General features: G+C 57.3%; 27 protein-coding genes. 14 read left to right on the forward strand and 13 right to left on the reverse strand.

Going from position 1 to position 26,600, the window contains the following annotated elements:
- Positions 1–21: 21 nt before the first annotated feature.
- From AC2FNR_RS08310 to AC2FNR_RS08330, 5 genes are all read right to left on the reverse strand, one after another.
- Positions 22–1,257, reverse strand: coding sequence for a CpaE/TadZ family protein (locus tag AC2FNR_RS08310; RefSeq protein WP_496848695.1), 1,236 nt, complete (start codon positions 1,255–1,257; stop codon positions 22–24).
- Between the two features lie 200 nt (positions 1,258–1,457).
- Positions 1,458–2,081, reverse strand: a complete 624-nt coding sequence (locus AC2FNR_RS08315; protein WP_170753751.1) for an OmpA family protein — start codon at positions 2,079–2,081, stop codon at positions 1,458–1,460.
- A gap of 17 nt (positions 2,082–2,098) precedes the next feature.
- Positions 2,099–3,505 (reverse strand): type II and III secretion system protein family protein, encoded by a 1,407-nt coding sequence (locus AC2FNR_RS08320; protein ID WP_496848696.1) that lies wholly within the window; start codon positions 3,503–3,505, stop codon positions 2,099–2,101.
- A gap of 191 nt (positions 3,506–3,696) precedes the next feature.
- On the reverse strand, positions 3,697–4,572 hold the full coding sequence (gene cpaB / locus AC2FNR_RS08325; RefSeq protein WP_170354937.1) for a Flp pilus assembly protein CpaB: 876 nt from the start codon (positions 4,570–4,572) through the stop codon (positions 3,697–3,699).
- 444 nt (positions 4,573–5,016) lie between these two features.
- Positions 5,017–5,226: a Flp family type IVb pilin gene (locus AC2FNR_RS08330; RefSeq protein WP_170354939.1), complete on the reverse strand. Its 210-nt coding sequence runs from the start codon at positions 5,224–5,226 to the stop codon at positions 5,017–5,019.
- 355 nt (positions 5,227–5,581) lie between these two features.
- On the opposite strand from AC2FNR_RS08330, the gene AC2FNR_RS08335 reads away from it, so the two are divergent.
- The gene (locus AC2FNR_RS08335; protein WP_170753761.1) at positions 5,582–6,442 is read left to right on the forward strand and encodes a lytic transglycosylase domain-containing protein; all 861 of its coding nucleotides are present in this window, start codon (positions 5,582–5,584) and stop codon (positions 6,440–6,442) included.
- Positions 6,443–6,477: 35 nt separating this feature from the next.
- Here AC2FNR_RS08335 and AC2FNR_RS08340 read toward each other — a convergent pair whose 3' ends face one another.
- The 5 genes from AC2FNR_RS08340 to tldD all read right to left on the reverse strand — a co-directional run bounded on the left by AC2FNR_RS08340 (position 6,478) and on the right by tldD (position 13,483).
- Positions 6,478–7,104 carry a 3-oxoacid CoA-transferase subunit B gene (locus AC2FNR_RS08340; RefSeq protein ID WP_170354941.1) on the reverse strand — a complete coding sequence of 209 codons (627 nt, stop codon included), beginning with the start codon at positions 7,102–7,104 and terminating at the stop codon, positions 6,478–6,480.
- Complete coding sequence (locus AC2FNR_RS08345) at positions 7,104–7,808, reverse strand: CoA transferase subunit A (protein WP_170354942.1); 705 nt, start codon at positions 7,806–7,808, stop codon at positions 7,104–7,106. Before AC2FNR_RS08345 ends, AC2FNR_RS08340 begins: the two co-directional genes overlap by 1 nt.
- Positions 7,809–7,899: 91 nt before the next feature.
- Positions 7,900–10,539 (reverse strand): type I DNA topoisomerase, encoded by a 2,640-nt coding sequence (gene topA / locus AC2FNR_RS08350; protein ID WP_496848700.1) that lies wholly within the window; start codon positions 10,537–10,539, stop codon positions 7,900–7,902.
- Between the two features lie 152 nt (positions 10,540–10,691).
- Complete coding sequence (dprA, locus tag AC2FNR_RS08355) at positions 10,692–11,822, reverse strand: DNA-processing protein DprA (RefSeq protein WP_496848702.1); 1,131 nt, start codon at positions 11,820–11,822, stop codon at positions 10,692–10,694.
- 239 nt (positions 11,823–12,061) lie between these two features.
- Positions 12,062–13,483 carry a metalloprotease TldD gene (tldD, locus tag AC2FNR_RS08360; RefSeq protein WP_480866166.1) on the reverse strand — a complete coding sequence of 474 codons (1,422 nt, stop codon included), beginning with the start codon at positions 13,481–13,483 and terminating at the stop codon, positions 12,062–12,064.
- 176 nt (positions 13,484–13,659) lie between these two features.
- Here tldD and coxB point away from each other — a divergent pair, with 176 nt between their 5' ends.
- The 12 genes from coxB to AC2FNR_RS08420 all read left to right on the forward strand — a co-directional run bounded on the left by coxB (position 13,660) and on the right by AC2FNR_RS08420 (position 24,219).
- On the forward strand, positions 13,660–14,571 hold the full coding sequence (gene coxB, locus AC2FNR_RS08365) for a cytochrome c oxidase subunit II (protein WP_170354946.1): 912 nt from the start codon (positions 13,660–13,662) through the stop codon (positions 14,569–14,571).
- A 73-nt stretch (positions 14,572–14,644) separates the two neighbouring features.
- Entirely contained in the window at positions 14,645–15,601 is a 957-nt protein-coding gene (gene cyoE / locus AC2FNR_RS08370; protein WP_170354947.1) for a heme o synthase, read from the forward strand.
- Positions 15,598–15,759, forward strand: a complete 162-nt coding sequence (locus AC2FNR_RS08375; RefSeq protein WP_209194069.1) for a cytochrome c oxidase system small membrane protein — start codon at positions 15,598–15,600, stop codon at positions 15,757–15,759. The genes cyoE and AC2FNR_RS08375 overlap by 4 nt, the downstream gene beginning before the upstream one ends.
- Complete coding sequence (locus AC2FNR_RS08380) at positions 15,759–16,358, forward strand: cytochrome c oxidase assembly protein (RefSeq protein WP_496848703.1); 600 nt, start codon at positions 15,759–15,761, stop codon at positions 16,356–16,358. Before AC2FNR_RS08375 ends, AC2FNR_RS08380 begins: the two co-directional genes overlap by 1 nt.
- A complete protein-coding gene (locus AC2FNR_RS08385) occupies positions 16,358–17,173 on the forward strand; it encodes a cytochrome c oxidase subunit 3 (RefSeq protein WP_170354950.1) in 816 nt (271 codons plus the stop codon). The genes AC2FNR_RS08380 and AC2FNR_RS08385 overlap by 1 nt, the downstream gene beginning before the upstream one ends.
- A 155-nt stretch (positions 17,174–17,328) precedes the next feature.
- Complete coding sequence (locus AC2FNR_RS08390) at positions 17,329–18,006, forward strand: SURF1 family protein (RefSeq protein ID WP_496848704.1); 678 nt, start codon at positions 17,329–17,331, stop codon at positions 18,004–18,006.
- Positions 18,003–19,391: a threonine synthase gene (gene thrC / locus AC2FNR_RS08395; RefSeq protein WP_496848705.1), complete on the forward strand. Its 1,389-nt coding sequence runs from the start codon at positions 18,003–18,005 to the stop codon at positions 19,389–19,391. Before AC2FNR_RS08390 ends, thrC begins: the two co-directional genes overlap by 4 nt.
- A complete protein-coding gene (locus tag AC2FNR_RS08400; protein WP_496848707.1) occupies positions 19,388–20,650 on the forward strand; it encodes a M16 family metallopeptidase in 1,263 nt (420 codons plus the stop codon). The genes thrC and AC2FNR_RS08400 overlap by 4 nt, the downstream gene beginning before the upstream one ends.
- Positions 20,650–21,234 (forward strand): GNAT family N-acetyltransferase, encoded by a 585-nt coding sequence (locus AC2FNR_RS08405; RefSeq protein WP_496849121.1) that lies wholly within the window; start codon positions 20,650–20,652, stop codon positions 21,232–21,234. The genes AC2FNR_RS08400 and AC2FNR_RS08405 overlap by 1 nt, the downstream gene beginning before the upstream one ends.
- Positions 21,235–21,259: 25 nt before the next feature.
- Complete coding sequence (locus AC2FNR_RS08410; RefSeq protein ID WP_496848708.1) at positions 21,260–21,865, forward strand: hypothetical protein; 606 nt, start codon at positions 21,260–21,262, stop codon at positions 21,863–21,865.
- 84 nt (positions 21,866–21,949) lie between these two features.
- Positions 21,950–22,768 (forward strand): MBL fold metallo-hydrolase, encoded by an 819-nt coding sequence (locus AC2FNR_RS08415; RefSeq protein ID WP_496848709.1) that lies wholly within the window; start codon positions 21,950–21,952, stop codon positions 22,766–22,768.
- 38 nt (positions 22,769–22,806) lie between these two features.
- Positions 22,807–24,219, forward strand: a complete 1,413-nt coding sequence (locus AC2FNR_RS08420) for an FAD-binding oxidoreductase (protein WP_496848710.1) — start codon at positions 22,807–22,809, stop codon at positions 24,217–24,219.
- A gap of 40 nt (positions 24,220–24,259) precedes the next feature.
- Here AC2FNR_RS08420 and AC2FNR_RS08425 read toward each other — a convergent pair whose 3' ends face one another.
- Together AC2FNR_RS08425 and AC2FNR_RS08430 are read right to left on the reverse strand one after the other, a co-directional pair.
- Entirely contained in the window at positions 24,260–24,739 is a 480-nt protein-coding gene (locus AC2FNR_RS08425; protein ID WP_170354958.1) for a fasciclin domain-containing protein, read from the reverse strand.
- A 171-nt stretch (positions 24,740–24,910) separates the two neighbouring features.
- Complete coding sequence (locus AC2FNR_RS08430; RefSeq protein ID WP_170354959.1) at positions 24,911–25,450, reverse strand: adenine phosphoribosyltransferase; 540 nt, start codon at positions 25,448–25,450, stop codon at positions 24,911–24,913.
- A 320-nt stretch (positions 25,451–25,770) separates the two neighbouring features.
- Here AC2FNR_RS08430 and AC2FNR_RS08435 point away from each other — a divergent pair, with 320 nt between their 5' ends.
- The gene (locus tag AC2FNR_RS08435; protein ID WP_170354960.1) at positions 25,771–25,944 is read left to right on the forward strand and encodes a hypothetical protein; all 174 of its coding nucleotides are present in this window, start codon (positions 25,771–25,773) and stop codon (positions 25,942–25,944) included.
- On the opposite strand, the gene AC2FNR_RS08440 is transcribed toward AC2FNR_RS08435, so the two are convergent.
- A complete protein-coding gene (locus tag AC2FNR_RS08440) occupies positions 25,941–26,570 on the reverse strand; it encodes a LysE family translocator (RefSeq protein ID WP_496848712.1) in 630 nt (209 codons plus the stop codon). The genes AC2FNR_RS08435 and AC2FNR_RS08440 overlap by 4 nt on opposite strands.
- Between the last annotated feature and the right edge of the window lie 30 nt (positions 26,571–26,600).

Genomic DNA, 26,600 nt, shown 5'->3' on the forward strand with positions numbered 1-26,600 from the left:
GGTTCCCCTTTCGGACCTGTCTTACGCAGCTTCTGCGTCGCTGCTGCCAAGGCTGTGGAGCGATTTTGCCAGCTTTGCGATTTCACGGCGCAGTGGGTTTTTGGCGGCTGAACTTGCCAGCGGCAAACCATGGTCACCGCTTTGCATGACGGGTTTTCCCCCGTCCGGCAGTTGCAGGTCGATGGATATTCCAAGGCTTTCACCCATCCGCTTGACGCGGCTTTTCCCGTTCAGATCGGTAAACTTCGGAGCTCGGTTCAACGCGAAACGCAGTTTGTTGAACGGTAGCTCTTCCGCCTGAAGAGCGCGCTTCAGACGCAGGGCGTTTTGGGCCGAGCGCATGTCGAGTTCGATGACTGCAAAATACACATGGGCCGCTTGCAGGATGGTCTCAGACCATTGCACCAAAGTCGACGGCATATCGACAATCACGTAGTCAAAATGCTTGCGTGCAGTGTCAATAACGCGCTGGATATCTTCCGGAGTGATCAGATCCAACGGCACCATATCAGACGGCGCGGTCAGAACCTCCATCTTGTCCTCGTAGGACTGCAGCGCCTGCGCGAACATGTCGTCATCCATGGACGCCGTGTCAGACAGCATTTCGAACACTGTTTCTCGGCGCGGTAGATCCAGGTAAGTCGAGACCGTGCCAAACTGAAGATCCAGGTCGATCAGGCATACCTTGGGAGAAGTCTTGTCCGACGTGGTCGCAAGTTCCCAAGCCAGGTTCACGGCCATGGTGGTAGATCCGACTCCACCGGCCAATCCGTGAACCACAAACAAGGCACCTTCCTTTGATGCCCCTTGGGGCAGAGACACGGCCGTTTCCTGTGTCACAACCGCGGGATCAGGTTTGTTCATACGCGCAATGGCTTCCTGCAACTCACCTTCCGGAAGCGGGTAGGGGACGAATTCATCAGCGCCTTTCCGCAAGAGTTGGTGCAACGCTGCAGGAGTCACGTCCTCGGCGATCAGGACCACTTTGATCCTCTTTTCCTTCGCGCGAGAGATGATTTCACCCATCATGGTCAGGTCATCTTCGTCCTCACCATCAATAGCTAGGGCCACGAATTCTAAACTGTCGGCTTCAGGCTGGCCGAAAAACGCAAGAGCTTCTGCAAATCCCAGATCGCCCCAACGCTCACCCAGTGCCGCTTCCATATCTTCAATCAGCAGATCAAAGTTCTGGACGTCACGACTGATCGTGCAGGCCAGAATGGCGTTGTTGTCTTCGTTTGTCGTGGCGTTCGTCATTAACAAAATCCTCGTCCAGAGGGCAGCAAACCGCGACGAACCGTTCAGGTTTGCCTCGGCGAGCTGATGCCCGGTTGCGGCCTTTTTTGCCGCACTACACCCAATTGTTGAGAATTTGGCTTGGAACTTAGGCGAGAATGGGGCGCAAAAGAACCAATTGTTGGGAATTGGGCGACGATGTCGCCCAATTCGCGTTATTATTACTCAGATGCCTCGGCGGCGTCTGTGTCTACGATGAAGCTCTCGGTTGTCGCGCTTTCAACGTATTCGCGGTAGATGACTTCCGCGTACTTGCCGTCAAGCAACTGAGGTTTGCGATCTACAAAGCCAGACACTTCTGTAATCGTACGGCGGTTGCGTCGATCCCTGTTCGGCGTGTCGATCAGAGGCTGCGTTTTACCGAAGGAAACAACAGCTTCTAGCCGTGACCGCGAAATACCCTGCCGTGTCAGGAACGCGACCGCAGCATTGGCGCGACGCTGGCCTAGGCTTTGGTTATACGACTGAGAGCCGACTCGGTCCGTATGGCCGTAAACGCGGAAGCGCGCTTCGGGGAACTGCTTGATCCAATCGGCTTGCCGTAACAGTACACGCTGTGCGTTTGCATCAAGCTGTGCGCTGTCGAACGCAAAGTTGATCTGCGTTGGCACTTCCGCCGCAAACCTGCGACCCAGGATCTGAGCATAGGTGAGTTCACCTGTCAGAACCTGCTGGTTGTTCAGAGTTGCGTTTCCGAAGGCACCTTGGTCGACTTCATATCCGGCCTCACGCGTACAAGCGGCGACAGCGACCGAAAGACCCAGTGCTATAATCCACTTCTGCATTGGTCCTATCCTCCTAATCATTCCAGGATGTAGCCGTAGGAGCTACCAAAATCCTGTTTGGCGACTTCAGACGCACCACCTGATCCTAAACGTTCGGTGCGTGCTGTCTTGCCGTTGATGAACAGATCAAACTCGCTTGGGGGCTTGACCCGGTCGGTCGGCAGAGCCAGCGCTTCACCACGTGTGGGCGAGACCAGATGCGCGGTGACGATCACGACGAGTTCCGTTTGCTGGCGCTGGTATTCAGCACTGCGGAACAGCGCACCCAGTACGGGAACATCGCCGAGCCACGGAACCTGATTGTTCAAGTCGCTGAAGTCATCCTGAATAAGCCCCGCAATCGCAAAGCTCTCACCATCCCGCAGCTCAACCGTGGTTCTGGTCCGACGGGTGATAAATGACGGTACGTTGTTACCCGCAATCGTGAAGTCCGAGCTGTTGTCGATTGCCGACACTGACGTACCCATTTCCAGGTTGATCAAGTCGCCGTCCACAACGCGCGGAACAAACAGGATCTGAACACCAAATGCGCGGTATTCAATCGCGATGTTGCCGTCATCCGCGGGAACCGGGATCGGAACTTCGCCACCAGCAAGGAATTCTGCTTCCTGACCCGACAGCGCGGACAGGTTCGGTTCCGCAAGGCTACGCGCCAAACCTTTAGCTTCGAGCGCTTCCAGCAACAAGCGAACCTGTGTGGAGCCTGCGCCAAACCCGAACAGGATCGCACCTGTGTTGGTTTGTTGCAGAGGAATGTTATTATTCAACGCGTTAGCCAAAGCACCGGCAGAGTTAAGTGTGTTGAAACCCCCGGTTACGTCGCTTCCTCCAAAGCCCAGCGACGCCGTCAGGCTTTTTGCCACTGATCGGCTCATTTCGGCAAAGCGCACTTTCAGCATAACCTGCTGGACGCCGCCGACCGACATCAGGTTGGAAACACGCTCGGGCGCGTAGCGCTCGGCAAGTTCCAATGCCCGCGCCAGTTTGGCTGAGCTAGAGATGGTGCCCGACAGTACAATACCGTCATTTGCGGTCCGCACTTCGATCGGCTCATTCGGCAGGATCTGCCGCAGCCGCTCTTTGAATTCGGATACATCCGGGGAAACCCGAACGCGCACGTTGGCCAGCAAATTGCCAGCACCGTCGAACAATGTCAGAGTGGTCAGACCGGGCGCCTTGCCCAATACATAAATGGTACGGTCCGAAAGCGACGAAATATCAGCGATTCCCGCGTTGGCAATGCTGAGTTCGGCAAACGGTTCCTCACTCTCAACAACAATTGCGCGGTTCATCGGGACGTCCAGCGTTTCCGCTGTGCCCTTCTTTACCACACGAAGATTTTGAGCCCAGGCGGCATCGCCGACGGAACTCACTACAAGCGCCAACCCCAGAAGGGTTGCGCTAATCCAAGAATGTATTTTCATGTGACCTGCCTCTCCGATCACGCCTCGTTTTAGGGCTAATGCCTTATGTGCAATAACACTGCGTCAATTGCTAATTTATTGCAATAATCAATGGTTTCTGGAATTTTCCTTATGTGGACAATTCGCAACAACCAAAATGAAACAAGCCGCGCTGAGTGCGCGGCTTGTGCCAGTAAATCCCTGATTTAACGTTAGTTTGTACAGGGAATTTGACTCTGAACAATTTCTGCACCACGCCGGATATTGGTGTAGCACTTGCGCTCTTCCACCTTTGCCTCGACAGGCGCGGCTTCCTTGATTCCCAATAGCTTTCGCTGATCAACCTCAATCGCGCTGGCGACCGTTTCGTCCTGAACACCCACCAAGGCCAGAGACATCCGTCCGGTGTTTTGTGCCTGCGCCAGAGACGCAATCTGTTCAGGCGTTGCGGCCACGGTCACCGTACGCGCGATGCTTGCGCCCGTCAGATCAGACCCTGCCGTTTGGTCGACGGCAATTAGTTCGACGTTGGTTTGGATCAGGCGCGTGATTTCACCACCTTCACCTGTAAGGGCCCCTGAAACTGAACCTGTCCAGTAAACATCGACATTGTCACCTGGTCGCAAAAAGCCGGATACTCCTGAAGCAACATCGACTCTGATAGCAAAGGCCCGCATTCCCTTTTGAAGGCGCGAGGTCAGTCCAGCAGATTCTCCGGGTTTGGTGACCTTGACTTCCAGCAGAGCCTCATTTTTCTCCATGGCTCTCAGAATATACCTGTCGCCTTTTGCGTCTTCGGGAAACAATGTGGCCAGTTCCTGGAAGGTACCTTCTGGAAGTGCGTCTTCAGGCCATTTGACAAGTCGGACATCCTCTTGAACCAGGCGCTCTCCATATTTCAACGGGCGGTTCGATACAAAAACGTCCACGGTGGCGATGTTGGTGGCGTTTGCCATCGCGTCTTGCGCGGCTTTTTTCTCTCGTTCAAGCTGGGCTTGAGTTTGTGCGATGTAGTCTTGCGCCAGATAAACAGCGCCACCGGCCAAAGCGACCCCGACAATCAGGACAAGTCCAAATACTGCGCGCATTTGCGTACCCTCGTATTTTTCTGTTTTGGTTTTGCTGCCGTCATGCGCAGCTAATCTCAATCACAGCTATCGACGAATTGTGTCGAAAAGGGGGACAATCTTTGATTTTTTTTTCGTCCGTGCCAAATCATGAGTTTGGTCACCGACAGATGAGTCAGTAGCTGGTATTGAATTCAGGTTGATGAACTTCCATCGAAGAAAGCGCAGTTCCTGTTTCCGAATCAACGTGTTGAATCGGATCTGAAAGGTTCAGGAAAATGATTGACCCAAAACCAACCAAGCCGGCCGTTAGAACCACCCAATCAACGGTAACGGCCCCATCTTCGTGTGCAGCAAAGTTTGCAATTCTGTGCATCATGAGAGACCCAACTTAAAAAGAAAGTTTATAAAAAAAGGGCCACGCTCTGAAACCGTGGCCCCCTTCAAGTACGTTAAGTACTAAACTTAGCTTTGCGGTGTGATGGTGGTCACCGGAGTCGAAACTGCAGTACCCGACAGCGCGCCTTCGACGGTGTTCGCCAGCTGGTTGGTACCTTCACCAACCTGGGTGTAAGCAACTGCTGCCAGGCCAACGATGGCTGCGGTCAGAACAACCCAGTCAACTGTTACTGCGCCGTCTTCGTCTTTGCGGAAGTTCTTGATGAACTTGATCATGTTACGTCCCTCCTAAAGGATCAAAAAAGTCAATTAAACCTTGGCGTCTTTCAGAGCTTTCTCTCTCAGTCCGCTCTCGACCGTCTCGGTATGGCATTATGTTTGACGGTCAGGCGTGGCAGGAATTGGGCCAAATCACATTTTTTTTCGCGGAAGTTTAACTTTTTCGCAGGAATTTTGGTAACGCATTGAAAATAAATAAATAAAAAATCGAAAAACGTATGTCGACCTCACTGTTCCGATGTAATTTTACGGCAAATGAGGCGAAAATGCCCCAATTCACGTTGTTTTTATGGCTTTGAACGCAGATTCTTGGTTCAAATCAGTCAAAAGAAAAATTCATGAGGCGGGCAAAATGAATCTGCGGGACGCAATACTCTGCGCCGGTGCGGTGGCAATGCTGTTGACAGGGCCGGGCTCTGTTGTTGCTCAGACAATTGAACCACGTGGCGTCTATAAAAGGGTGAAGCCGCCGAAACCTGGATCGCGGCCCAAGATCACCGTGCAGATATCGCCAGAGGAACACGCAGCCCGACCTTCGGCGCCCAGCACTGGTGCGGACCTGCAAGAATCCGAGATTATTACACGTACACGAGTCGCGCCGCCGAGTTTGCCGGGCGGGGCTGACAAACCCGCCGGGTCCTATACGGCTTTTTGGGAAGAAGTGTCGCCCGCGCTAGATCAAGCCGGCGCAGGACGTCTTGATCAAGCGATACAGGCATTAGCAGCCGTCAACGTGTCCTCTCCGCGATTGCAGACTTTGCAGAACATCGCTCAGCAGCAGGGGGTCGATATCCTGCGTTCGACAGTTGGTACGAATGTTTCGCCTGCGCTGGTGTTGGCCGTGATATCGGTTGAATCTGCTGGCCGGGCTGACGCGGTCAGCCACGCGGGTGCTCAGGGGTTGATGCAATTGATGCCAGCAACGGCAAGGCGGTTTGGCGTTGAGGACAGCTTCCATCCCGGTCAGAACATCTCGGGCGGGGTGAAGTATTTAAACTGGTTGATGGAAGAGTTCGGAAACGACCCGATCCTTGTGTTGGCTGGTTATAATGCAGGTGAAGGGGCCGTCCGCAAACATGGCGGGGTACCGCCCTATAAAGAGACGCGCAACTACGTGCCCAAAGTGCTTGCCGCGTTTCAGGTCGCGCGGGCTTTGTGTCTGACCCCTCCGCAGCTCATCTCGGACGGGTGCGTTTTCCAGACGGCAAACTAAGAAGGCCCACGCAGGTTGGTGGGGCCTTCTTTGGTTCAGGCGACGATTGTCGCCTCGGTGGCGGCGCGCATCTCGTCTTCGCTGACGCCATCGGCCAGTTCGACGATGCGCAGGCCGCCTTCAACCACGTCCAACACGCCCAGGTTGGTGATGATGCGATCGACCACACCCTGACCGGTTAGGGGCAGGGTGCATTCTTTCAGCACTTTCGAGTCGCCGTGTTTGTTGGTGTGATCCATAACGACGATCACGCGGCCTACGCCAGCCACCAGATCCATCGCGCCGCCCATGCCTTTGACCAGCTTGCCTGGGATCATCCAGTTGGCCAGATCGCCTTTCTCGTCCACCTCCATCGCGCCCAGAATGGCCGCTGCGATCTTGCCGCCGCGGATCATGGCGAATGAGGTTGCACTGTCGAAATAAGCGGTGCGAGACAGTTCGGTTATCGTCTGCTTACCCGCATTGATCAGGTCGGGGTCTTCCTCGCCCTCAAAAGGGAAGGGGCCCATGCCCAGCATTCCGTTCTCGGATTGCAGTGTAATGTCCTTGTCACCCACATAGTTTGCCACCAGCGTCGGGATACCGATGCCGAGGTTCACATACATACCGTCTTCCAGCTCATCCGCCGCGCGGGCGGCCATCTGATTACGATCCCAAGGCATTATGCGTCCTCCTTCTTGCGGGTGGTGCGCTGTTCGATGCGCTTTTCGTGGCTGCCCTGAATGATGCGGTGCACATAGATGCCGGGCAGGTGGATGCTGTCGGGGTCCAACGACCCGGTGGGCACGATCTCTTCGACTTCGACCACACAGACTTTGCCACATGTGGCCGCTGGCACGTTGAAATTACGAGCTGTCTTGCGGAACACCAGATTGCCGGTCTCGTCCGCCTTCCACGCTTTGACGATGGCGAGGTCGGCAAAGATGCCTTCCTCCATGATATATGTCTCGCCGTTGAAGTCCTTATGCTCTTTGCCCTCGGCGATCACGGTGCCTACGCCTGTCTTGGTGTAGAAACCGGGAATACCCGCGCCACCTGCGCGCATCCGCTCGGCCAGCGTGCCTTGCGGGTTGAACTCTAGTTCCAGCTCGCCACTGAGATACTGACGCATGAACTCGGCGTTTTCTCCGACATACGAGCTGATCATCTTCTTGACCTGACGGGTTTGCAGCAGAATGCCGATCCCAAAATCGTCGACGCCCGCATTGTTCGAGGCAAAGGTCAGATCCTTCGCGCCCGAGGCTTTGATCGCCTCAAGCAGAAGTTCCGGGATGCCGCACAGGCCAAACCCGCCCGCTGCGATCAACATGCCATCCGAGATCACTCCGTCGAGCGCCTCAGAGGCATTGGCATAGATTTTCTTCATGGAAAACTCCCCCAATGACATGGTGTTGGGCGAGTTGTGCCGCCACGTCACGGGGAAGTCAATGAAACCAAGGGGGTGGTGGTATTTCTACCTATTCCGCCTTGTTGGTCGTCTTTTTGGCGGCTGCGGTTTTCTTTGGCGCGGCTTTCTTCTTGGGGGTAGCCTTCTTCTTGGTGCCTTTCTTGGCCGCGCGTTCGTTGACCAGTTCGATGGCCATTTCCTGTGTCACGTCTTCGGGCTTGATGTCCTTGGGAATGGTCGCGTTGACCTTTTCCCATTTCACATAAGGCCCATAGCGCCCGTCCAGCACCTGCATCACGCCGCCATCGGGGTGATCACCCAGCTCTTTCAGCGGCTTGGCCGCCGCCCGCCGTCCACGCCCCGGATTGGCGCGTTTTTCAGCCAGCATCTCAACCGCGCGGTTCATACCAATTTCAAAGACGTCATTGGGGTCTTTGAGGTTCGCGTAGACCGGCTTAGCCTCTTCCGGCATCTGGTGCATGATATACGGCCCGAACCGCCCGAAATTCGAGCTGATCATGCCGCCCTCGGGGTGTTCACCGATCTGGCGGGGCAGGGACAGCAGGGTCAGTGCCTTGTCCAGATCCATGTCGTCCTTGCTCCAGCCGCGAGGCAGGGACGCACGGGGCGGTTTCTTGTTCTCGGGCGTGGGTTCGCCGCGCTGGACATAAGGCCCGAACCGACCGGATTTCAACCAGATCTCATCGCCCGCATCTTCGCCCAGCAGACGTTCGTCGCCCTCGGCCCCTTCGCCTGCGATGGGGCGGGTATAGGTGCATTCGGGATAGTTGCCACAGCCCACAAACCCACCGGTGCGCGAGGTTTTCAGGTGCAGTTGTCCCACGCCGCATTTCGGACAAACGCGCGGGTCGGACCCATCCTCACGCGGTGGATACAGCTGGGGCGTCAATGCCTCATCCAGCTTGTCTAGCACTTCGGAAATCCGCAGCTCGGATGTCTCACCAATCGCGGCCGAGAAATCACGCCAGAACTTGCCCAACAGGTCTTTGTAGTCGCGGTCGCCGGCGCTCACATCGTCAAGCTCGCCTTCCAGATTGGCCGTGAACTCATAGCCAACATACTGACGGAAGAAGTTCAGCAAAAAGATTGTGACGATCCGGCCCTTTTCCTCGGGGATCAGCCGGTTCTTGTCCTTGCGCACATATTCGCGGTCCTGAATCGTGGTCACGATGCTGGCATAGGTGGACGGGCGCCCGATACCTAGCTCCTCCATCCGTTTGACCAAAGTGGCCTCGGTATAGCGCGGGGGTGGCTGCGTGTGGTGTTGCAGGGCCAGCACGGCTTCATTCTCGGCCAGCACGGCCTGTTTGTCGTCGCTGGTGGCCTTGACGAATTGATCCTTCAGCGAGGTCTTGGCGAACCGCGCCGGATCGCCTTGCGTGATCTGCGGCAGGCGCTTGTCGTCGTCATCGGCCACGTCGTCGCGGCCTTCCTCATAGACGCGCATGAATCCGTCGAACATGACCACCTGACCAGTGGCGCGCAGGCCGACCTGACCGTCATCGCTGCCGATCTCGACCGTGGTGCGTTCCAGCCGTGCGGCGGCCATCTGACAGGCAATGGTTCGTTTCCAAATCAGATCATAAAGCTTGCGCTGATCCTCATCCGTGACCTTCAGGTCGCTGGCATCGCGGGTCATATCCGTGGGGCGGATACATTCGTGCGCTTCCTGCGCGTTCTTGGCCTTGTTTTTATAGATGCGCGGGCTGTCGGGCACGTAATCCGCGCCATAGCGGTCGGTGATTGTATCGCGGGTGGCGGCCACGGCCTCGGGGGCCATGTCGATGCCGTCAGTCCGCATATAAGTGATGTAGCCTGCCTCATACAGGCGCTGCGCCACCTGCATCGCGTGACGCGCGCCCATGCCGAACTTGCGGCTGGCTTCCTGCTGCAGGGTCGAGGTCATGAATGGCGCGCTGGGGTTCCGAGCCGCCGGTCTCGCCTCGACCGAGGTTACGGTTAGCGCGCGGCTGGTGATCGCCTGAACGGCCAGCTCCGCCTGCGTAGCGTTCTTCAGATCATGCTTGTCCAGCTTGTTCCCGGCCAGCGTGACCAGACGCGCCTCATAAGTCTGGCCGCGCGGAGTTTCGAACAGAGCTTTGACCGACCAGTATTCGACTGGTTTGAACGCCTCGATCTCCATCTCGCGCTCGACGATCAAGCGCAGGCAGACGGATTGTACGCGTCCTGCCGATTTCGCACCGGGCAGCTTGCGCCACAGGACGGGGGACAGGTTGAACCCCACCAGATAGTCCAGCGCGCGGCGGGCCAGATAAGCCTCGACCAGCGGCATATCGACCTGACGCGGGTTCTGCATCGCTTCGGTCACGGCGTCCTTGGTGATGGCGTTGAAAGTTACACGGCTGACGGGCGTGTCCTTCTTGATCGAGCGGCGCTTGGTCAGCGCCTCTTGCAGGTGCCAGCTGATCGCCTCGCCCTCGCGATCGGGGTCAGTGGCGAGGATCAGGGCGTTGTCTTCTTTCAGCGCGTCAGCGATGGCTTTGACATGCTTGCGGCTGTCATTGCCGACCTCCCATTTCATCTCGAATTCATGTTCGGGATCGACGGATCCATCTTTGGGTGGAAGGTCGCGCACATGGCCATAAGACGCCAGAACCGTGTAGTCGGGGCCAAGATATTTATTGATCGTTTTGGCCTTGGCAGGGGATTCTACAACAACTACAGGCATTTAAGGTGAAACCTCGCTCGACGGATTATGCGCCTTCTATGATGGTGCAAAATGTGGAGGGCAAGAGCGAATTGTCAATGCGTTCCTTTAGGCACAGGAATTTGGCGGGAATTTCAAATTGATACGCACAGAATAACGGTGCGTCCGGCAGGTCAGGTCGAGAGGGACAACAACCCGCCGGGCTGTCTTTGTATCCGCCCATCCAACTCCAGATCGACAAGCGCGGGCCCGATCTCGCCCGCCGTCGCCGCGATATCGCGGATAAGTTGATCTTCGGCTATGGGCGAGGGGCCAAGGCATGCTAAAATCGCCTCGTGCAACGCTGCAACCGTCGTGGGGGTTGTCGATTGAACAGGCGATTCTTTGGGTCGGTCGGCAGTAAGAAGATCGCGTTTCGGCAAGGATTCGATCACATCCTCGGCCGATCGCACCAAAGTTGCGCCATCGCGGATCAACAGGTTGCAACCGCCCGCGCGGGCATCAAACGGGTGGCCGGGGACGGCCAGAACCTCGCGCCCCTGATCCAGCGCGTCGCGCGCGGTGATCAGGCTGCCGGATTTTGCGGCAGCTTCGACCACCACAACCGCTTGGGCCAGACCCGAGATGATCCGGTTGCGGCGCGGAAAATGCCGGGCTTGCGGTGTCACGCCCATGGGCTGCTCCGATACACGCAACCCGGATTCGGCGATTTTATGGGCGAGATCAGTATTCTCGGCGGGATAGATCACATCGACGCCACCGGCCATTACAGCAACAGTACCTGTATCCAAAGCGGCCATATGCGCCGTGGTGTCGATCCCGCGTGCAAGGCCCGAGACGATGACATGTCCCTTTTTGCCCAGATCCGTCGCCAGCCCTCGCGCCATCCGCGCGCCGAGTGACGAGCAATTGCGCGCGCCAACCATCGCCACCGTAGGGCGGTGTAATATCGACACGTCGCCGATGGACCACAGCATTGGCGGGGCATCATTGAGATCGTTCAAAGCGTCAGGAAAATCGGCGGACCCAAGGCACAAAAGTTGCGCTTTGGCAGCTTTTGCGGCCTTGAGTTCCGCCTCAATCACGCCGGGCGGGCACGTTTCATACCCTTCAATACCGGCGGCGCGTGCCATTTCGGGCAGCGCGGCCAGCGCATTCTGCGCTGAGCCATGTTCCCGCAGCAGCCGACGAAACGTCGCCGGACCAACCTTGCGAGAGCGCAACAGACGAAGCCAGGAAAACCGATCCTCTTCCGTGGTGGGTGGGAGTGTGGGGTGATAGGAAGAAAGCTGCTCTTCGGTCATCCGTTGCTTCGCCTGACTGCAGAACTGGTTTACGACTGCAGGAGTTAACAGCTTCTGAATCGCTTCAAATTTTCCCAATATTTTTTCGAATTGAGTCGTGAAGATACTATAGTGTTATGAAAATAAGGGGAAAAATTTCGAGGCGCTGCGCGATAAACCGAAGTGTTTCTGGAGCCAATAAGCAGTCATCGGGGCGCCGTGTTAACCCTGCACCCCGAGAAAACCGTTTTGATTCTGACCTATGCCGCTGATCCGCCGACGGTTAGCCCATCCATTAAGACAGTCGGCTGTCCAACGCCTACAGGCACCCACTGACCGTCTTTGCCGCACGTTCCCATGCCGGGGTCCAATTCCATATCATTGCCCAACCCTCGAATGCGGTTCAGCGCGGATGGTCCATCCCCGATCAGGGTTGCGCCCTTTACCGGCGCTCCGATTTTGCCGTTTTCCACCCGATACGCCTCGGTGCAGGAAAACACGAATTTGCCATTGGTGATGTCGACCTGACCGCCACCAAAACCAACGGCCCAGATTCCGTCTTTGATTTCGGCCACCAGTGATGCGGGGTCGGCATTTCCGCCCAGCATCACAGTGTTGGTCATACGTGGCATAGGTTTATGTGCATAGCTTTGGCGGCGGCCATTGCCGGTTGGCGAAACCCCCATCAGGCGCGCGTTCTGGCGGTCCTGCATGTAGCCGGTCAGGACGCCGTCCTCGATGAGGACGGTGCGCGAACTGGGCGTGCCCTCATCATCAACCGAGATCGAGCCGCGCCGATCCACAATCGTGCCGTCATCCACAACCGTGACCCCTTTTGAGGCGATCTGCTGCCCCATCAGCCCGGCAAAAGCCGAGCTGCCCTTGCGGTTGAAGTCGCCCTCTAGTCCATGGCCGATCGCCTCGTGCAACAGGATGCCTGGCCAGCCAGGGCCGAGCGCGACTTCCATTACACCTGCCGGGGCAGGGACGGCGTCCAGATTGACCAATGCGATCCGCAGCGCTTCGCGTGCCTTGTCCTGCCAATCGGCGGGGTCTATCAGACCGTCCAGGCCCACGCGACCTCCTCCGCCCGCCGAGCCGCTTTCGCGCCGTCCGTTCTGTTCCACGATGACCGAGACATTCAGACGGGTCATAGGGCGCACGTCCCGAACGATCAGGCCGTCGGGGCGTAGAATCTCGACTTCTTGTACTGACGCGGCGATAGTGGCGCTGACCTGTACGACCCGCGTGTCCAAATCACGGGAAAAAGCATCGATCTCGCGCAACGTTTCGATCTTGACCGGAAAGGTGGCGGATTCGATCGGGTCTTCGTCCGTATAAAGCCGCGTGTTGGTGGCCCGAGGCGCATCCGCCAAGGTGCCGCCGCCATCGCCAACCGCCAGGCGAGCCGTTTCCGCGGCCCGTTTCAACGCACCAATCGAGACATCAGTCGAATGGGCGTAACCGGCCACTTCACCCTGCACGGCGCGCAGGCCGAATCCTTCGGAGGCGTCGTAGGATGCCGTTTTCAAACGCCCGTCGTCAAAGATCAGCGACTCGGATTTCCTGCGTTCGACAAACAATTCTCCGTCCTCGGCGCCGGCAGTGGCAGAGCGCAAAACCGCAAGCGCTTCGTCGTGTGGTAAAGCGCTTTCAAATGGTCGAAACGGGTCGTTGGGCATGGGTTGGGACCTTTCGGGTTTGATCCAGATCAAAAATAGCGTCTGTTTGACGCAAGCATTTTGCTTTATCTACCCACCGGAATATGGTTTTTAACGCGGCTAAAGACAACGGGAGAGGTGCGACTGATTCACACCTTTTCGCCAGGGACGCAAAGATCAAACGATCAGGACAGAATATGAAGAATGCTTTGATGCTTTCGGGCTTTATGACAGCCCTATCCAGCCTGCCCGCCATGGCTCAGGAGCTTGAGATTATTGGCAAACCGGTCGCAGGCGGTGTTGGCTTCCAGCCCGCTGTGACGGATTTGGCAACAGGAATCCAAAGGCTGGACGGGATGATTTTGGTGATCATCACCGCAATCTGTATTTTTGTTGCGGGCCTGCTGGTTTACTGCATCGTGCGCTACAATCAACGTGCCAACCCGACACCGGCGCGGTTTTCGCATTACACTCCGGTCGAGATCGCCTGGACGCTTGGCCCGATTCTGATTCTTGTTTTCATCGGTGCGTTTTCATTGCCGGTTCTGTTCAAACAACAGGAAATTCCCGAAGGCGATGTGGTCATCAAGGTCGTGGGTAACCAGTGGTACTGGACCTATGAGTATGTCGATCACGACTTCGCCTTCGATAGCTATCTGTTGGGCCATCCTGCGACACTGGACGAAGGTGCGCGCCCGGCTGATGCTGATGTAACGCCGTTCGTTCTGGATGATGCGATGCGCGCCAAACTGGCTGACGCGGGTTACAGCGATGACGAGTGGCTGCTGGCAACCGATACGGCTGTTGTCGTCCCTGTCGGCAAGGTGATCGTGATGCAGGTTACGGCCTCAGACGTGATTCACTCGTGGACCATTCCCTCGTTCGGTGTGAAGCAGGACGGTGTGCCTGGTCGTTTGGCCGAACTGTGGTTCCAGGCCGATAAAGAAGGCATCTATTTCGGTCAGTGTTCCGAATTGTGTGGCAAGGATCACGCCTATATGCCGATCACCGTCAAAGTGGTCAGCGAAGAAGCCTATGAGGAATGGCTGCAAGGTGCTCTGGAAGAGTATGCTGGTCAGCCTGTCTCGTACCAAGTTGCCTCGAACTAAGCCCTTCGCGGCCTAGGTTGAAACACGCAGGCTGCGCGGGGAGCGCGCAGCTTCTGCCCCAGAAGGACCCGACATGAGCGACGCAAGCATCAATGCCAGCCAAGTGACCGCCCCGGCGCACGCGGATGAGGCCAGCTTTGGCGATTATTTCGCCCTGCTGAAGCCGCGCGTGATGTCACTGGTCGTGTTCACGGCCTTGGTGGGTCTGCTGGCCGCGCCGGTGCCGGTGCACCCTTTTGTCGGGTTCTGTGCCATTCTGTTCATCGCCATCGGCGGCGGCGCGTCTGGCGCGCTGAACATGTGGTGGGATGCGGACATTGATCGGGTGATGAAGCGCACCAAGGGCCGACCGATTCCGGCGGGTAAAGTGCAGGAAGGCGAGGCGCTGTCGTTGGGGCTGGCACTGTCGGGCCTGTCGGTGATCATGCTGGGGCTGGCGACCAACTGGTTTGCCGGTGCGTTTCTGGCATTCACCATCTTCTTTTACGTCGTCGTCTACACGATGTGGCTGAAACGCTCGACGCCGCAGAACATCGTAATCGGCGGTGCGGCAGGGGCCTTCCCTCCGGTGATCGGTTGGGTCGCGGCCACTGGGACGATGTCGATCGAGCCTTGGTTGATGTTCGCCCTGACCTTCATGTGGACCCCGCCACATTTCTGGGCATTGGCGCTCTTCATGCGCTCGGACTACGACGATGCAGGCGTGCCGATGCTGACCGTGACCCATGGCCGCCGCGCGACGCGCTGGCATATTCTGGTCTACACGGCTCTGCTTGCCACATTGGCCGTGGGCACCGCGTTCTCGGGCATTGGTGGTCCGATCTATCTGACCGTCGCCGTGGTGATGAACGCGCTGTTCCTGCGCGGCGCGTGGCAGATCTCGCGCCGGACCGAGGAAGATTCCGAGGCGGACAACTTCAAGGTCGAGCGGAGCTTTTTCAAACTGTCGCTGCTGTATCTGTTCCTGCATTTCGGCGCGATTCTGGTTGAGGCTTTGCTGAAACCCTACGGGCTGGGAGGTTGGTCATGAGCTTGCGCAAAAGCCATGAACTGCACGAACGCCGCTTTAGCCGCAATCTGGGCGTGGGCCTGACGCTGGCTGCGTTCATTGTGATCATTTTCGGCCTGACGATCGTGAAAGTCTCGGGCACGGATTTCAACATGGCGCCGCAGGAGGTGCAGAACTGATGGCTCTGTCCGGTCCTCAAAAGACGGTTGCGCAGACCGTGGGCGTCGTGGTGCTGATGGGCAGCCTCGCCTGGGCGGCTGTGCCGTTTTACGATTGGTTCTGCCGCGTCACCGGATTCGGCGGCACGACTGGCGTGGCCGAAACTGCGCCCGAGGATATTCTGGACCGCACTGTCACCGTCCGTTTTGACGCGTCAAAAGCCAAGGATATGGCGTGGGAGTTCAAACCGGTCGAACGCGAAATGGAAGTGCGCATCGGCGAGACTGGCTTGGCTTTCTACGAGGCGTACAACCCGACAGACCGCCCGATCGCGGGGCAGGCATCGTACAATGTCGCGCCTTATTCGGCGGGTGGGTATTTCCAGAAAATTGCCTGTTTTTGCTTTGAAGAACAGGTACTACAACCCGGCGAACGGGTTCAGATGCCGGTAAGCTTTTTCGTCGACCCTGACATGGTCGAGGATCTGGAAGCGAAATATGTGCATACGATCACTCTGTCGTATACATTCTACGAAATTGACCTGCCCGAGGGCTATGCCGCCCTTGATGCGCAGGCTGAATACAAACACGAACTAACGCCTTTAGGTGAGGGACGCTGATGGCACACGCTAAAAACCACGATTATCATATTCTGCCGCCGTCGGTATGGCCGCTGATAGGGGCCATTGGTGGCTTTGTGATGCTGTTCGGTGCTGTCCTTTGGATGCACGGCGTCACATCGTTCATGTTCTGGATGGGTCTGGTCGCCGTTCTTTACACCATGTTCGCCTGGTGGTCCGAGGTCGTGGCCGAAAGCCGCGCGGGCGACCACACGCCGGTGGTGCGCATCGGCCTGCGCTATGGCTTCATCCTGTTCGTCATGTCCGAGGTGATGTTCTTCTTTGCCTGGTTCTGGTCGTTCTTCAAACATCGCATGTACCCGATGTACGACTATGCCGGAACAGAGTACATCCAGCCCGATATTCACGCAGTTGACCCGTTTCACCTGCCGCTGATCAACACTCTGGTCCTGCTGCTGTCGGGCTGCGCGATCACATGGGCGCACCACGCGCTGGTGCACGACAACGACCGCAAGGCGCTGATCAACGGTCTGGCCATCGGTATCGTTCTGGGTATCCTCTTCACTGCGCTGCAGGGCTACGAATATTACGAACTGCTGGCCCATGAAGGTTGGGAGTTTGGTGGTGACCAGTTCTATTCGAACTTCTTCATGGCAACCGGTTTTCATGGTGCTCATGTGATCATCGGAACGATCTTCCTGACGGTCTGCCTGATCCGGGCTCTACGCGGGGATTTCACGCCTGAGAAACATGTGGGTTTTGAGGCGGCTGCATGGTACTGGCACTTCGTCGACGTTGTCTGGCTGTTCCTGTTCTTCGCCGTCTACATCTGGGGTCAGGCCCCGCTGTTCTGATCCGCTCAGATCGGTAAATTGCAAAAGCCGCCCGTTGGGGCGGCTTTTTCTCTGTCAGGGGCGCAAGATTGCGCCCGATACAATTGCGCGGTTGCAATCGGGGCCGCTCCGCCCTTAACAAGACGCCGGTTTCTGTAACAAGGTTTCACCTGACTATGCGCCGCATTCTGTTCCTGCTGATCTTTGGCTTTGCCGGTCTCGGTGTGCTGATCTCGCTGGGCCTCTGGCAGGTGCAGCGACTGGCCTGGAAAGAAGGTGTTCTGGCCGAGATCGACGCGCGTATCGCGGCTGAACCTGTGAGCCTGCCCCAGAGCGTATCGGAAGATGGCGACAAATACCTGCCCGTGACAATTTCGGGCGATATGGAGCCGGGGGAAATCCACGTTTTGGTCTCGGTCAAGCAGGTTGGCGCGGGCTATCGGATCATCCAGTCTTTCAGCACTGAGGACCGCACCATTCTGGTGGATCGCGGCTTTGTACCGACCACGGCAAAACAGGCCGAGCGTCTCGCCGGTTCGATGACAGTGATCGGCAACCTGCATTGGCCGGATGAGATCGACAGCTACACGCCCGAACCCGATATCGACGACAACATCTGGTTCGCGCGAGACGTGCCCAATCTGGCCGCCGCGTTGGGGGCCGAACCCATCCTGCTGATCGCCCGGTCGGAAACCGACCCGGGCATCACACCTTTGCCGGTGGACACGGCGGGCATCCCCAACGATCACCTACAATATGCAATCACATGGTTTGGTCTGGCTCTGGTCTGGGCCGCAATGACCGGTTATTTCCTGTGGCGCAACCGCGCCCCTGCACAGAGTGAAGAGCAATGAAATATATCTCGACCCGTGGCCAAGCGCCGGAACTGACCTTTGAAGAGGCGATGCTGACCGGCCTTGCCCGCGATGGCGGCTTGTACCTGCCCGCCGAGATCCCGGTGATGAGCCATGATGAGATCGCCGCTTTGGCTGGTCTGCCCTATGAAGAGATCGCGTTCCGCGTGATGTGGCCCTATGTCAGCGGCTCGTTCACCGAGCAGGAGTTCAAGGACATCGTTGCCCGCGCTTACGAAGGTTTCGGCCATGACGCCCGCGCGCCGATTAAGCAGCTGAACGAGAACCACTTCCTGCTGGAACTGTTCCACGGCCCCACGCTGGCCTTCAAGGACTTTGCCATGCAGCTGATCGGCCAGCTTTTCCAGGTGGCCCTGAAGCGGCGCAATGATCGTGTGACCATCGTTGGCGCGACCAGTGGCGACACGGGTTCCGCAGCCATTGAGGCGTTTCGCGGACTGGACGCGGTGGATGTGTTCATCCTGTTTCCGCATGGCCGCGTGTCCGAGGTGCAGCGCCGCCAGATGACGACGCCTGCGGACAGCAATGTGCATGCGCTCGCCGTGGATGGTGATTTCGACGATTGCCAGGCTGCGCTTAAGGATATGTTCAACGATTTCGATTTCCGTGACGGTGTGAAACTGGCCGGTGTGAACTCGATCAACTTTGCGCGGGTGCTGGCTCAGATCGTCTATTACTTCTCGGCGGCTGTCAGTGTGGGCGCGCCGCACCGCAAGGTCAGCTTTACCGTGCCGACCGGCAATTTTGGCGACATCTTCGCGGGCTATCTGGCCAAGCGTATGGGTCTGCCAATCGACCGTCTGGTCGTTGCGACCAACCAGAACGATATTCTGCATCGCTGCCTGTCGGGCGAGGGGTATTTCAAGGGCGACACCATCCCCTCGATCAGCCCGTCGATGGATATTCAGGTCAGCTCGAACTTTGAACGCGCGCTGTATTATGCCTATGGCGAGGATGGCAGCGCCGTCGCGCAGTTGATGGATGAGCTGAAAAGCGGTGGCTTCAACGTCAGCCAGGGCGCGATGGAAGCGCTGCGCGAAAGCTTCGACTCGGGCCGGGTGTCCGAGGATGAAACGCTCGAGACGATCAAACACACGCTGGCCCACAGTGCTGAACTGGTCTGCCCGCACTCGGCCATCGGGATCAAGGTTGGTGAGGATCACCGTGCGGCAGACGTGCCGATGATCACTCTGGCCACCGCCCACCCTGCGAAATTCCCTGCAGCGGTCGAGAAGGCAAGCGGGGAACATCCGCCTCTTCCATCCCGCATGTCTGATCTGTATGAACGTCCGGAACGGGTGACACGGATTGCCAATGATCTGGGTGCCCTCGAGGATCATATCAAAGGGCATATCGCCGAGTGACTGTCAGACAAGACCAACTGAAGAACGGATTTCGGATCGTCAGTGAGAACATGCCGGGGCTGCAATCGGCGGCCATCGGCATCTGGGTGACCGCAGGTGCGCGGAATGAGCGGATCGAACAGAACGGTATCGCGCATTTCCTTGAACATATGGCGTTCAAGGGAACTGAGCGGCGGTCTGCGCTCCAAATCGCCGAGGCGATCGAGGATGTGGGCGGCTATATCAACGCCTACACCTCGCGCGAGGTGACGGCCTATTATGCGCGCGTTCTGAAAGATGACGTAGCGCTGGCGATGGACGTGATCGGCGACATCGTTCTGAACCCCATCTTCGACCCGCGCGAGATCGAGGTCGAGCGCGGCGTGATCCTGCAAGAGATCGGTCAGGCTTATGACACGCCCGACGACGTGATTTTCGATTGGCTGCAAGAGCAGAGCTATCACGACCAACCTCTGGGCCGTACCATTCTGGGGCCGTCCGAACGGGTCAGCGCATTTTCGCGCGAGGACTTGTCGGGTTTCGTGGCTGAACACTATGGCCCTGAGCAGATGATCCTATCTGCGGCTGGCGCAGTGGATCATGATGCGCTGATGAAAATGGCCGAAGAGATGTTCGGTCATCTGCAACCGCGTAAAGGGTTGATTGTTGAGGCCGCGAAGTTCACCGGTGGCGAAGCGCGGCAGGAAAAATCGCTAGAACAGGCGCATTTCGCGCTGGCGTTGGAAAGCCCAGGCTATCGTGATGATGCGATCTATACGGCGCAGATTTATTCCACGGCTTTGGGCGGCGGCATGTCCTCGCGCCTGTTCCAAGAGGTGCGCGAAAGCCGCGGGCTTTGCTATACAATCTTCGCTCAGACCGGGGCCTATGCGGATACCGGCACGACGACGATCTACGCAGGAACCTCGGCCGATCAGGTGGGTGAGCTGGCGACGATCACCATCGACGAGATGAAGCGCGCTGCCGAGGATATGAGCCCGGAAGAAGTCGCCCGCGCCCGTGCCCAGATGAAGGCCGGGATGCTGATGGGGTTGGAGAGCCCATCGAACCGGGCCGAACGTCTGGCGCGGCTGGTGCAGATTTGGGGCCGGGTGCCCTCGCTCGAGGATACGGTCGCCAAGATTGACGCGGTCAGCACCGAGGACGTGCGCGCCTTTGCCGAAACCATGGCGGTGCAGGCCCCGGCGGCGCTGGCGCTTTATGGTCCGGTCTCGGGCGCGCCCACTTTGGTGGAATTGCAGGAGAGGCGCGCGGCGTGATGCTTCTGGGCCGACGCAAGCTGAAACTCGAAACAGCGCGCCTCAGCCTGCGCCCGCCGGTGCATTCGGATTTCAACGATTGGGCGGCTCTGCGGCGGGCCTCGAAAGACTACCTGACCCCCTGGGAGCCGATCTGGGCCAAGGATCACCTGAGCCGCAAGTCCTTTACCAACAGGGTTTATTGGGCGCAGCGGTCGGTGGCCAGCGGCACGGCGATCCCGCTGTTTTTGTTTCGCCGGGAAGATGACACCCTTGTTGGCGCGATCACTTTGGACAATGTCCGACGTGGCCCTGCACAAGCTGGGACACTGGGGTACTGGACCGGTCAGGCCTATGCCCGCAACGGGTATATGCGGGAAGCGATCGGGGCGGTTGTTCACCACGCCTTTACCCGGCTGGACCTGAGCCGGATCGAAGCAGCGTGTCTGCCCGAGAACAAAGCGTCGCGGGGATTGTTGGAGCGGTCTGCGTTCAAATACGAGGGCGTGGCGCAGTCCTATTTGCAAATCAACGGGCGATGGCGGACGCATGTTTTGTATGCCTGTCTGCGATCCGACCGGCGGGGCAAGACGGACGCCGGTTAGGGGTATGGCACGGGGCGAGAGGCCAATGATCTGGATCAGCTATGCGATGATGAGCGTTTCGAGCATCAAAGGGTTTGAAGCTGACGTCGTCCTCAATGACAGAAAGCGCGCTATCGAAGCGATGAACCGAAACAGACTTGGTGAAGTTCAGCCAGACGAACTTTTCCCAAAAGAAGCTTACGCGAAATACAAAGACAAAAAGGAAAAGAAGCAGCACGACCTGTTCATGGCCGGAGGTTTCTGGACGGTATCTTCTGATTGTGCCGCTGTTCTGCGTCAGTTCGAACTGGGCGAGGGAAAACTCTATCCTGTCAAACTCTTTCAGCATGACCGTACCACTCCGGTTGAGGGTGAATACTTCTGTTTGTACTTTGGAGCACAGAAGACGGCCGTGCTGCCATTTCAATCACCACGTATCCGTAAACCCCATGAAAATCACGACATCTGGGAACCCCCGTTAGCAATGCAAGACAATGACATAGCTATCAGTGCTTCGGCACTCGATGGGCCGGACATCTGGATGGATACTCAGCTAGAAGATGCTTTTTTCGTCAGCGATCCGCTGGCACAAGCCTTGCGGGCCGAGAAGGTCTCTCGTGCATTCAAACTGCGCAAGTGCATCGTGATTTGATCGCCTGCCAAGGCTAACCCGCTGTTTTTCCCAATAATGAATCTGAAGGCGTGACATACGCACACGCTGCGCTACACTCCCCTCATGCGCTGGGTTGTTGCGGTATTGGTTTTGATCTCGGGCGGGGCTGCGGCGCAGGAGCGTCGGCCAAGCCATTGTATTGCCATCGCCGATGCGGCGCCCGGCATTGAATATGTTCACAAGGCGGCTTGGACGGATTCGGTGCCTGAGTTCTCGGTCCGGATCAGCTATGTCGCTCATGCTTCGTTTCTGATCCAGACGCAGGGGGGGCTGAACGCGGTTACGGACTTCACGGGTTTCATTGGCGGTGCGGACCTGATCCCGGATGTGGTCACGATGAACCATGCACACAGCACCCATTGGACCGCGAACCCGGATCCGGCGATTCCCCATGTGCTCCCAGGCTGGGGAGAGTTCGGGCAAGGGATCGAGCATCATCTGGATCTGGGTGAGATGCTGGTGCGCAATGTCTCGACCGATATCCGATCTGTCTATGGCGGGGTCGAAGAGCGTGGGAATTCGATTTTTGTCTTTGAGATTGAAGGGCTCTGCATCGGGCATCTGGGGCATTTGCACCATATCCCGTCAGATGCGCAGTTTGCGGCCTTGGGACGGTTGGATGTGGTCATGGCAGCCGTGGATGGGGGGACGACCATGCCTTTGCCCGAGATGGTGCAGGTGCTGAAACGGTTGAAAAGTTCGGTCATTATTCCGATGCATTGGTTTTCAGGCTTTTCGTTGGATCGGTTTCTCGTCGATATCCGGGACGAATTTCCAGTCGAGCGGGAAGGTGTTTCTGAGTTTGTCGTTTCGCTTCGCACCCTTCCGGACCGGCCAACGGTCGTGGTTTTGGAGCCTCAATACCTGATTGACATCGAATAAAGCTTGTCGGGTCTGCCGGACTTGGGCAAGGAAAGCCTATGACTTTGAATCCCGCTGATGACGCCTTTGCCCAATCCGTCCGTGACGCCCTTGGCGACGAGGTCTTGCGCAAGCCTGAACCGCGCTATGCTGAGGAGCCGCGTCGCAGGTTTTCAGGGCAGGTCGGCCTATTGACGGCCCCACGCAGAACAGAAGAGGTCGCGGCCCTGGTGCAGCTGGCTTCTGCCGCGTCGGTGCCTGTTGTCCCCTATGGAGGCGGGACTGGACTGGTTGGAGGACAAGTCATGTCCGCCGGACCTGCGCCCCTTTTGATATCGCTAGAGCGGATGACCGCGATCCGCGCTGTTCATCCGACGGAGAATATCCTGATTGCCGAAGCAGGCGCTGTCCTTGCTGATGTGCAGGCCGCCGCCCAGAGTAACAACCGCCTGTTTCCTTTGTCCTTGGCTGCAGAAGGATCGTGCCGGATAGGCGGCAATCTTGCGACCAATGCGGGCGGGGTCAATGTGCTGCGCTATGGCAATGCGCGCGATCTGTGCCTGGGGCTTGAGGCGGTCTTGCCGAATGGTGAGGTCTGGCACGGGCTCAGCCGGTTGCGCAAGGACAATACCGGCTATGATCTGCGCAATCTGCTGATCGGGTCCGAGGGAACGTTGGGCATCATCACGGCGGCGTCTCTCAAGCTGTCCCCGCGTCCGGCCGGGGTCGGAACGGCGATGGTACAGGTTACGTCGCCTGAGGCGGCCATAGATCTGCTGGCTCTGGCGCGGGATCAGTTGGGCGATGGTGTCAGCACGTTCGAACTGATCCACAGGCTGGGGTTGCAGTTTTTGTCCGAGGTGTTGCCGGACGTTCGCCAGCCTTTCGCGATTTCACCCGAATGGTCGGTACTGATCGAGGTTGGTTTGTTCGGCGGATTGGACCCTCAGACAGCGCTAGAGACGCTGTACGCTGCTGCGGACACACGGGGCCTTGTCATGGATGCCGTGATCGCGCAAAGCGAGGCCCAGCGGGCGGACTTATGGGCAGTACGCGAGCGCATTCCCGAGGCGAACCGGTTGATCGGCTCGGTTTCTAGTCATGATATTTCAGTGCCGATTTCGGATATTCCCGAGTTCATCCGGCAGGGTCCGGACGAAATTGCGCGGATTGGACCGTTCCGTATCAACTGCTTTGGCCATCTGGGTGATGGGAACCTTCACTACAACGTTTTCCCTCCGGCCGGGCGCCAAAGGTCGGACTATGATGCGCAGCGCGGACAAATAAAAAGCGCTATCCACGATCTGGTGGATAAGTTCGGCGGGTCAGTTAGCGCCGAGCATGGGGTTGGTCGCCTGAAAACGGATGATCTTGAAAGGTATGGGGATCCGGCCAAGCTGGCCGCCATGCGGGCTATCAAGTCAGCGCTTGATCCAAAGGGTATTATGAACCCCGGGGCTGTTCTGAAGTGATAGATGCGGCTCGGGTGTCCCCGAGCCGCTTGTGGCCGTTTTACGAGGCCGGCAGAATCACTTTGTCGATGACGTGGATAACGCCATTCGTTGTTTCGATATCTGCCTGAACGACAGACGCGTCGTTGACCATCACGCCATTGTCCAGATCAATCGTCACTTCGCCGCCTTGAACGGTTGCAGCCGTCATGTCATCGGACAGATCGCCCGACATCACCTTGCCCGGTACCACATGATAGGTCAGAACGGCGATCAATTGATCTTTATTCTCGGGCTTCAACAGCGTTTCGACAGTACCTTCGGGTAGTGCTGCGAAGGCTTCGTCGGTCGGGGCGAAGACAGTGAACGGGCCATCGCCTTTCAGCGTATCAACCAGCTCGGCGGCTTGAACGGCGGCGACCAGAGTTTCAAAGCTGCCCGCGCCGACAGCAGTGTCCACGATGTCTTTCTTGGCTCCGGCGAATGCAGCCGATGCGATCAGAGCGCCGGACACACCGGCAATAGCGAGTTTGCGAAACATGGTAACAGATTCCCTTGTTGGAATGCCGTCAGTGGCATCGACAAGGGGTACGGCGCCCAATCACAACAAGATCACTGAATATATCGATAAATTGTTATTGAATATGCAGTGACCCGCGCTAAGCCGACGCGGGTTGGAATTTCCACTCACGTTTTTGTGATCGAAGGGCCTTCAAAGACCTTCGAATTCACACAAAACATGCACATCCATGTCCAGATCTTCCAGAACTTTGCGGCCGCCTAGCTCGGGCAGGTCGATGATGAACGAGCAGGACACGATCTCTCCGCCCAATCGTTCGATCAGTTTGATGCCAGCCGCTGCGGTGCCACCTGTGGCCAGCAAGTCATCCACGACAAGAATCTTCTCGCCGGGCTGGATCGCGTCATCGTGGATTTCGACGATGGCCTCACCATATTCCAGTTTGTAGTCTTGGCTGATCGTGGTGCCGGGCAGCTTGCCCTTCTTGCGGATTGGAACGAAGCCAACGCTAAGCTGATGAGCAATCGCGCCACCCAGAATAAAGCCACGTGCCTCTAGGCCCACGACCTTGTCGATGCGTTCGCCCGCATAGGGATGCAGCATCTGATCAATCGCCATGCGAAACCCACGTGGGTCTGCGAACAGGGTGGTCACATCGCGGAACATGATCCCTTCATGTGGGAAGTCGACGATGGTGCGGATGTAATCCTTGACCGACTTGTTTCTGGACATGGCGGACCCCTTTGGCGTCAGAATACGCTGGGCTGTTTGGCCCATTGGGGTCAGTCATGCAAGGATTGATTGTGTGATCTTATTTGCGGCGTTTCAAAAGAACGTTCGGCAAGCTCTTGTATCGGTACAGAGACGAAGGCAGCCACGACAAATGGGGTTTGCGCCAATTGCGTTGGTCTCGCAAAAGAAATGCCTGAGCAGCATGCAGATTCATTGCCATAATCCTTTTTTATTGTTAGGTGCTCGATAACTACAATTTCTATGCTATGTATATACATTGCATCGCACAAAGAATCAAGGGTCTGTCAGGGATAGGGCGCGTGGCTAAGAAAGACGGTAAAGGTTCTACCAAGAAAAACAGTCAATTGGTTCTGCGTTTAGACAAAGACGAGCGTGATGCTTTCGTTGAGCTGTGCAAAGAACTCGATACCTCGGCCGCACGGGAAATCCGGCGGTTCATCCGCGGTTTCATGAAGGAAAACGCCGAGGATTAGGCCGGCCGTCGCAGGACTGCGGTCGCCACGCCCATTCCGATCAGGGTCAACCCTCCGAATTTTGTCATGGCATTCAAAACGCCTGCGCGTCCGATCATCATGCGCAACCTGTCAGCCATCAACGCATAGGCCAGAGCGTTCAGCCATGCGAGGCCGACAAATGTCGCGATTAAGATGGCGAATTGCGGGCCCAGGGGGTCTGTTAGACGAATGAACTGCGGGACAAATGCAATGAAGAACGCAATGGATTTTGGGTTCAGGGCCGTGACAGCCGCAGCGTGCCCAAAGACACTGCGCGTTGTAACATCGCGGCCGGTTTCTACCGTCTCTACGCCGCCCACGGGTGCGCTGCGCAAAAGCTTTACTCCAAGCCAGATCAGATAAGCCGCGCCTACCCATTTCAGCACCGAAAACAAGGTTGCTGATGCCAGAACCAACGCCCCCAACCCAAGCAATGACGCTGTCATCGCGACCAGATCGCCTAAAGCGACCCCTGTGGCCGAGGCGACAGCGACGCTGCGCCCTTTGGACAACGCATAGCTGAGAACCAGCAGAACGGTTGGGCCGGGGATCAGCAGCAAAGCGGTCGAAGCAGCCACAAAGGCAAGCCAGAGATCAAGGGACATAGGGCATCCTGTTAAACGTTTTGCACCACA

It is taken from the genome of Ruegeria sp. SATB045, assembly GCF_059613525.1.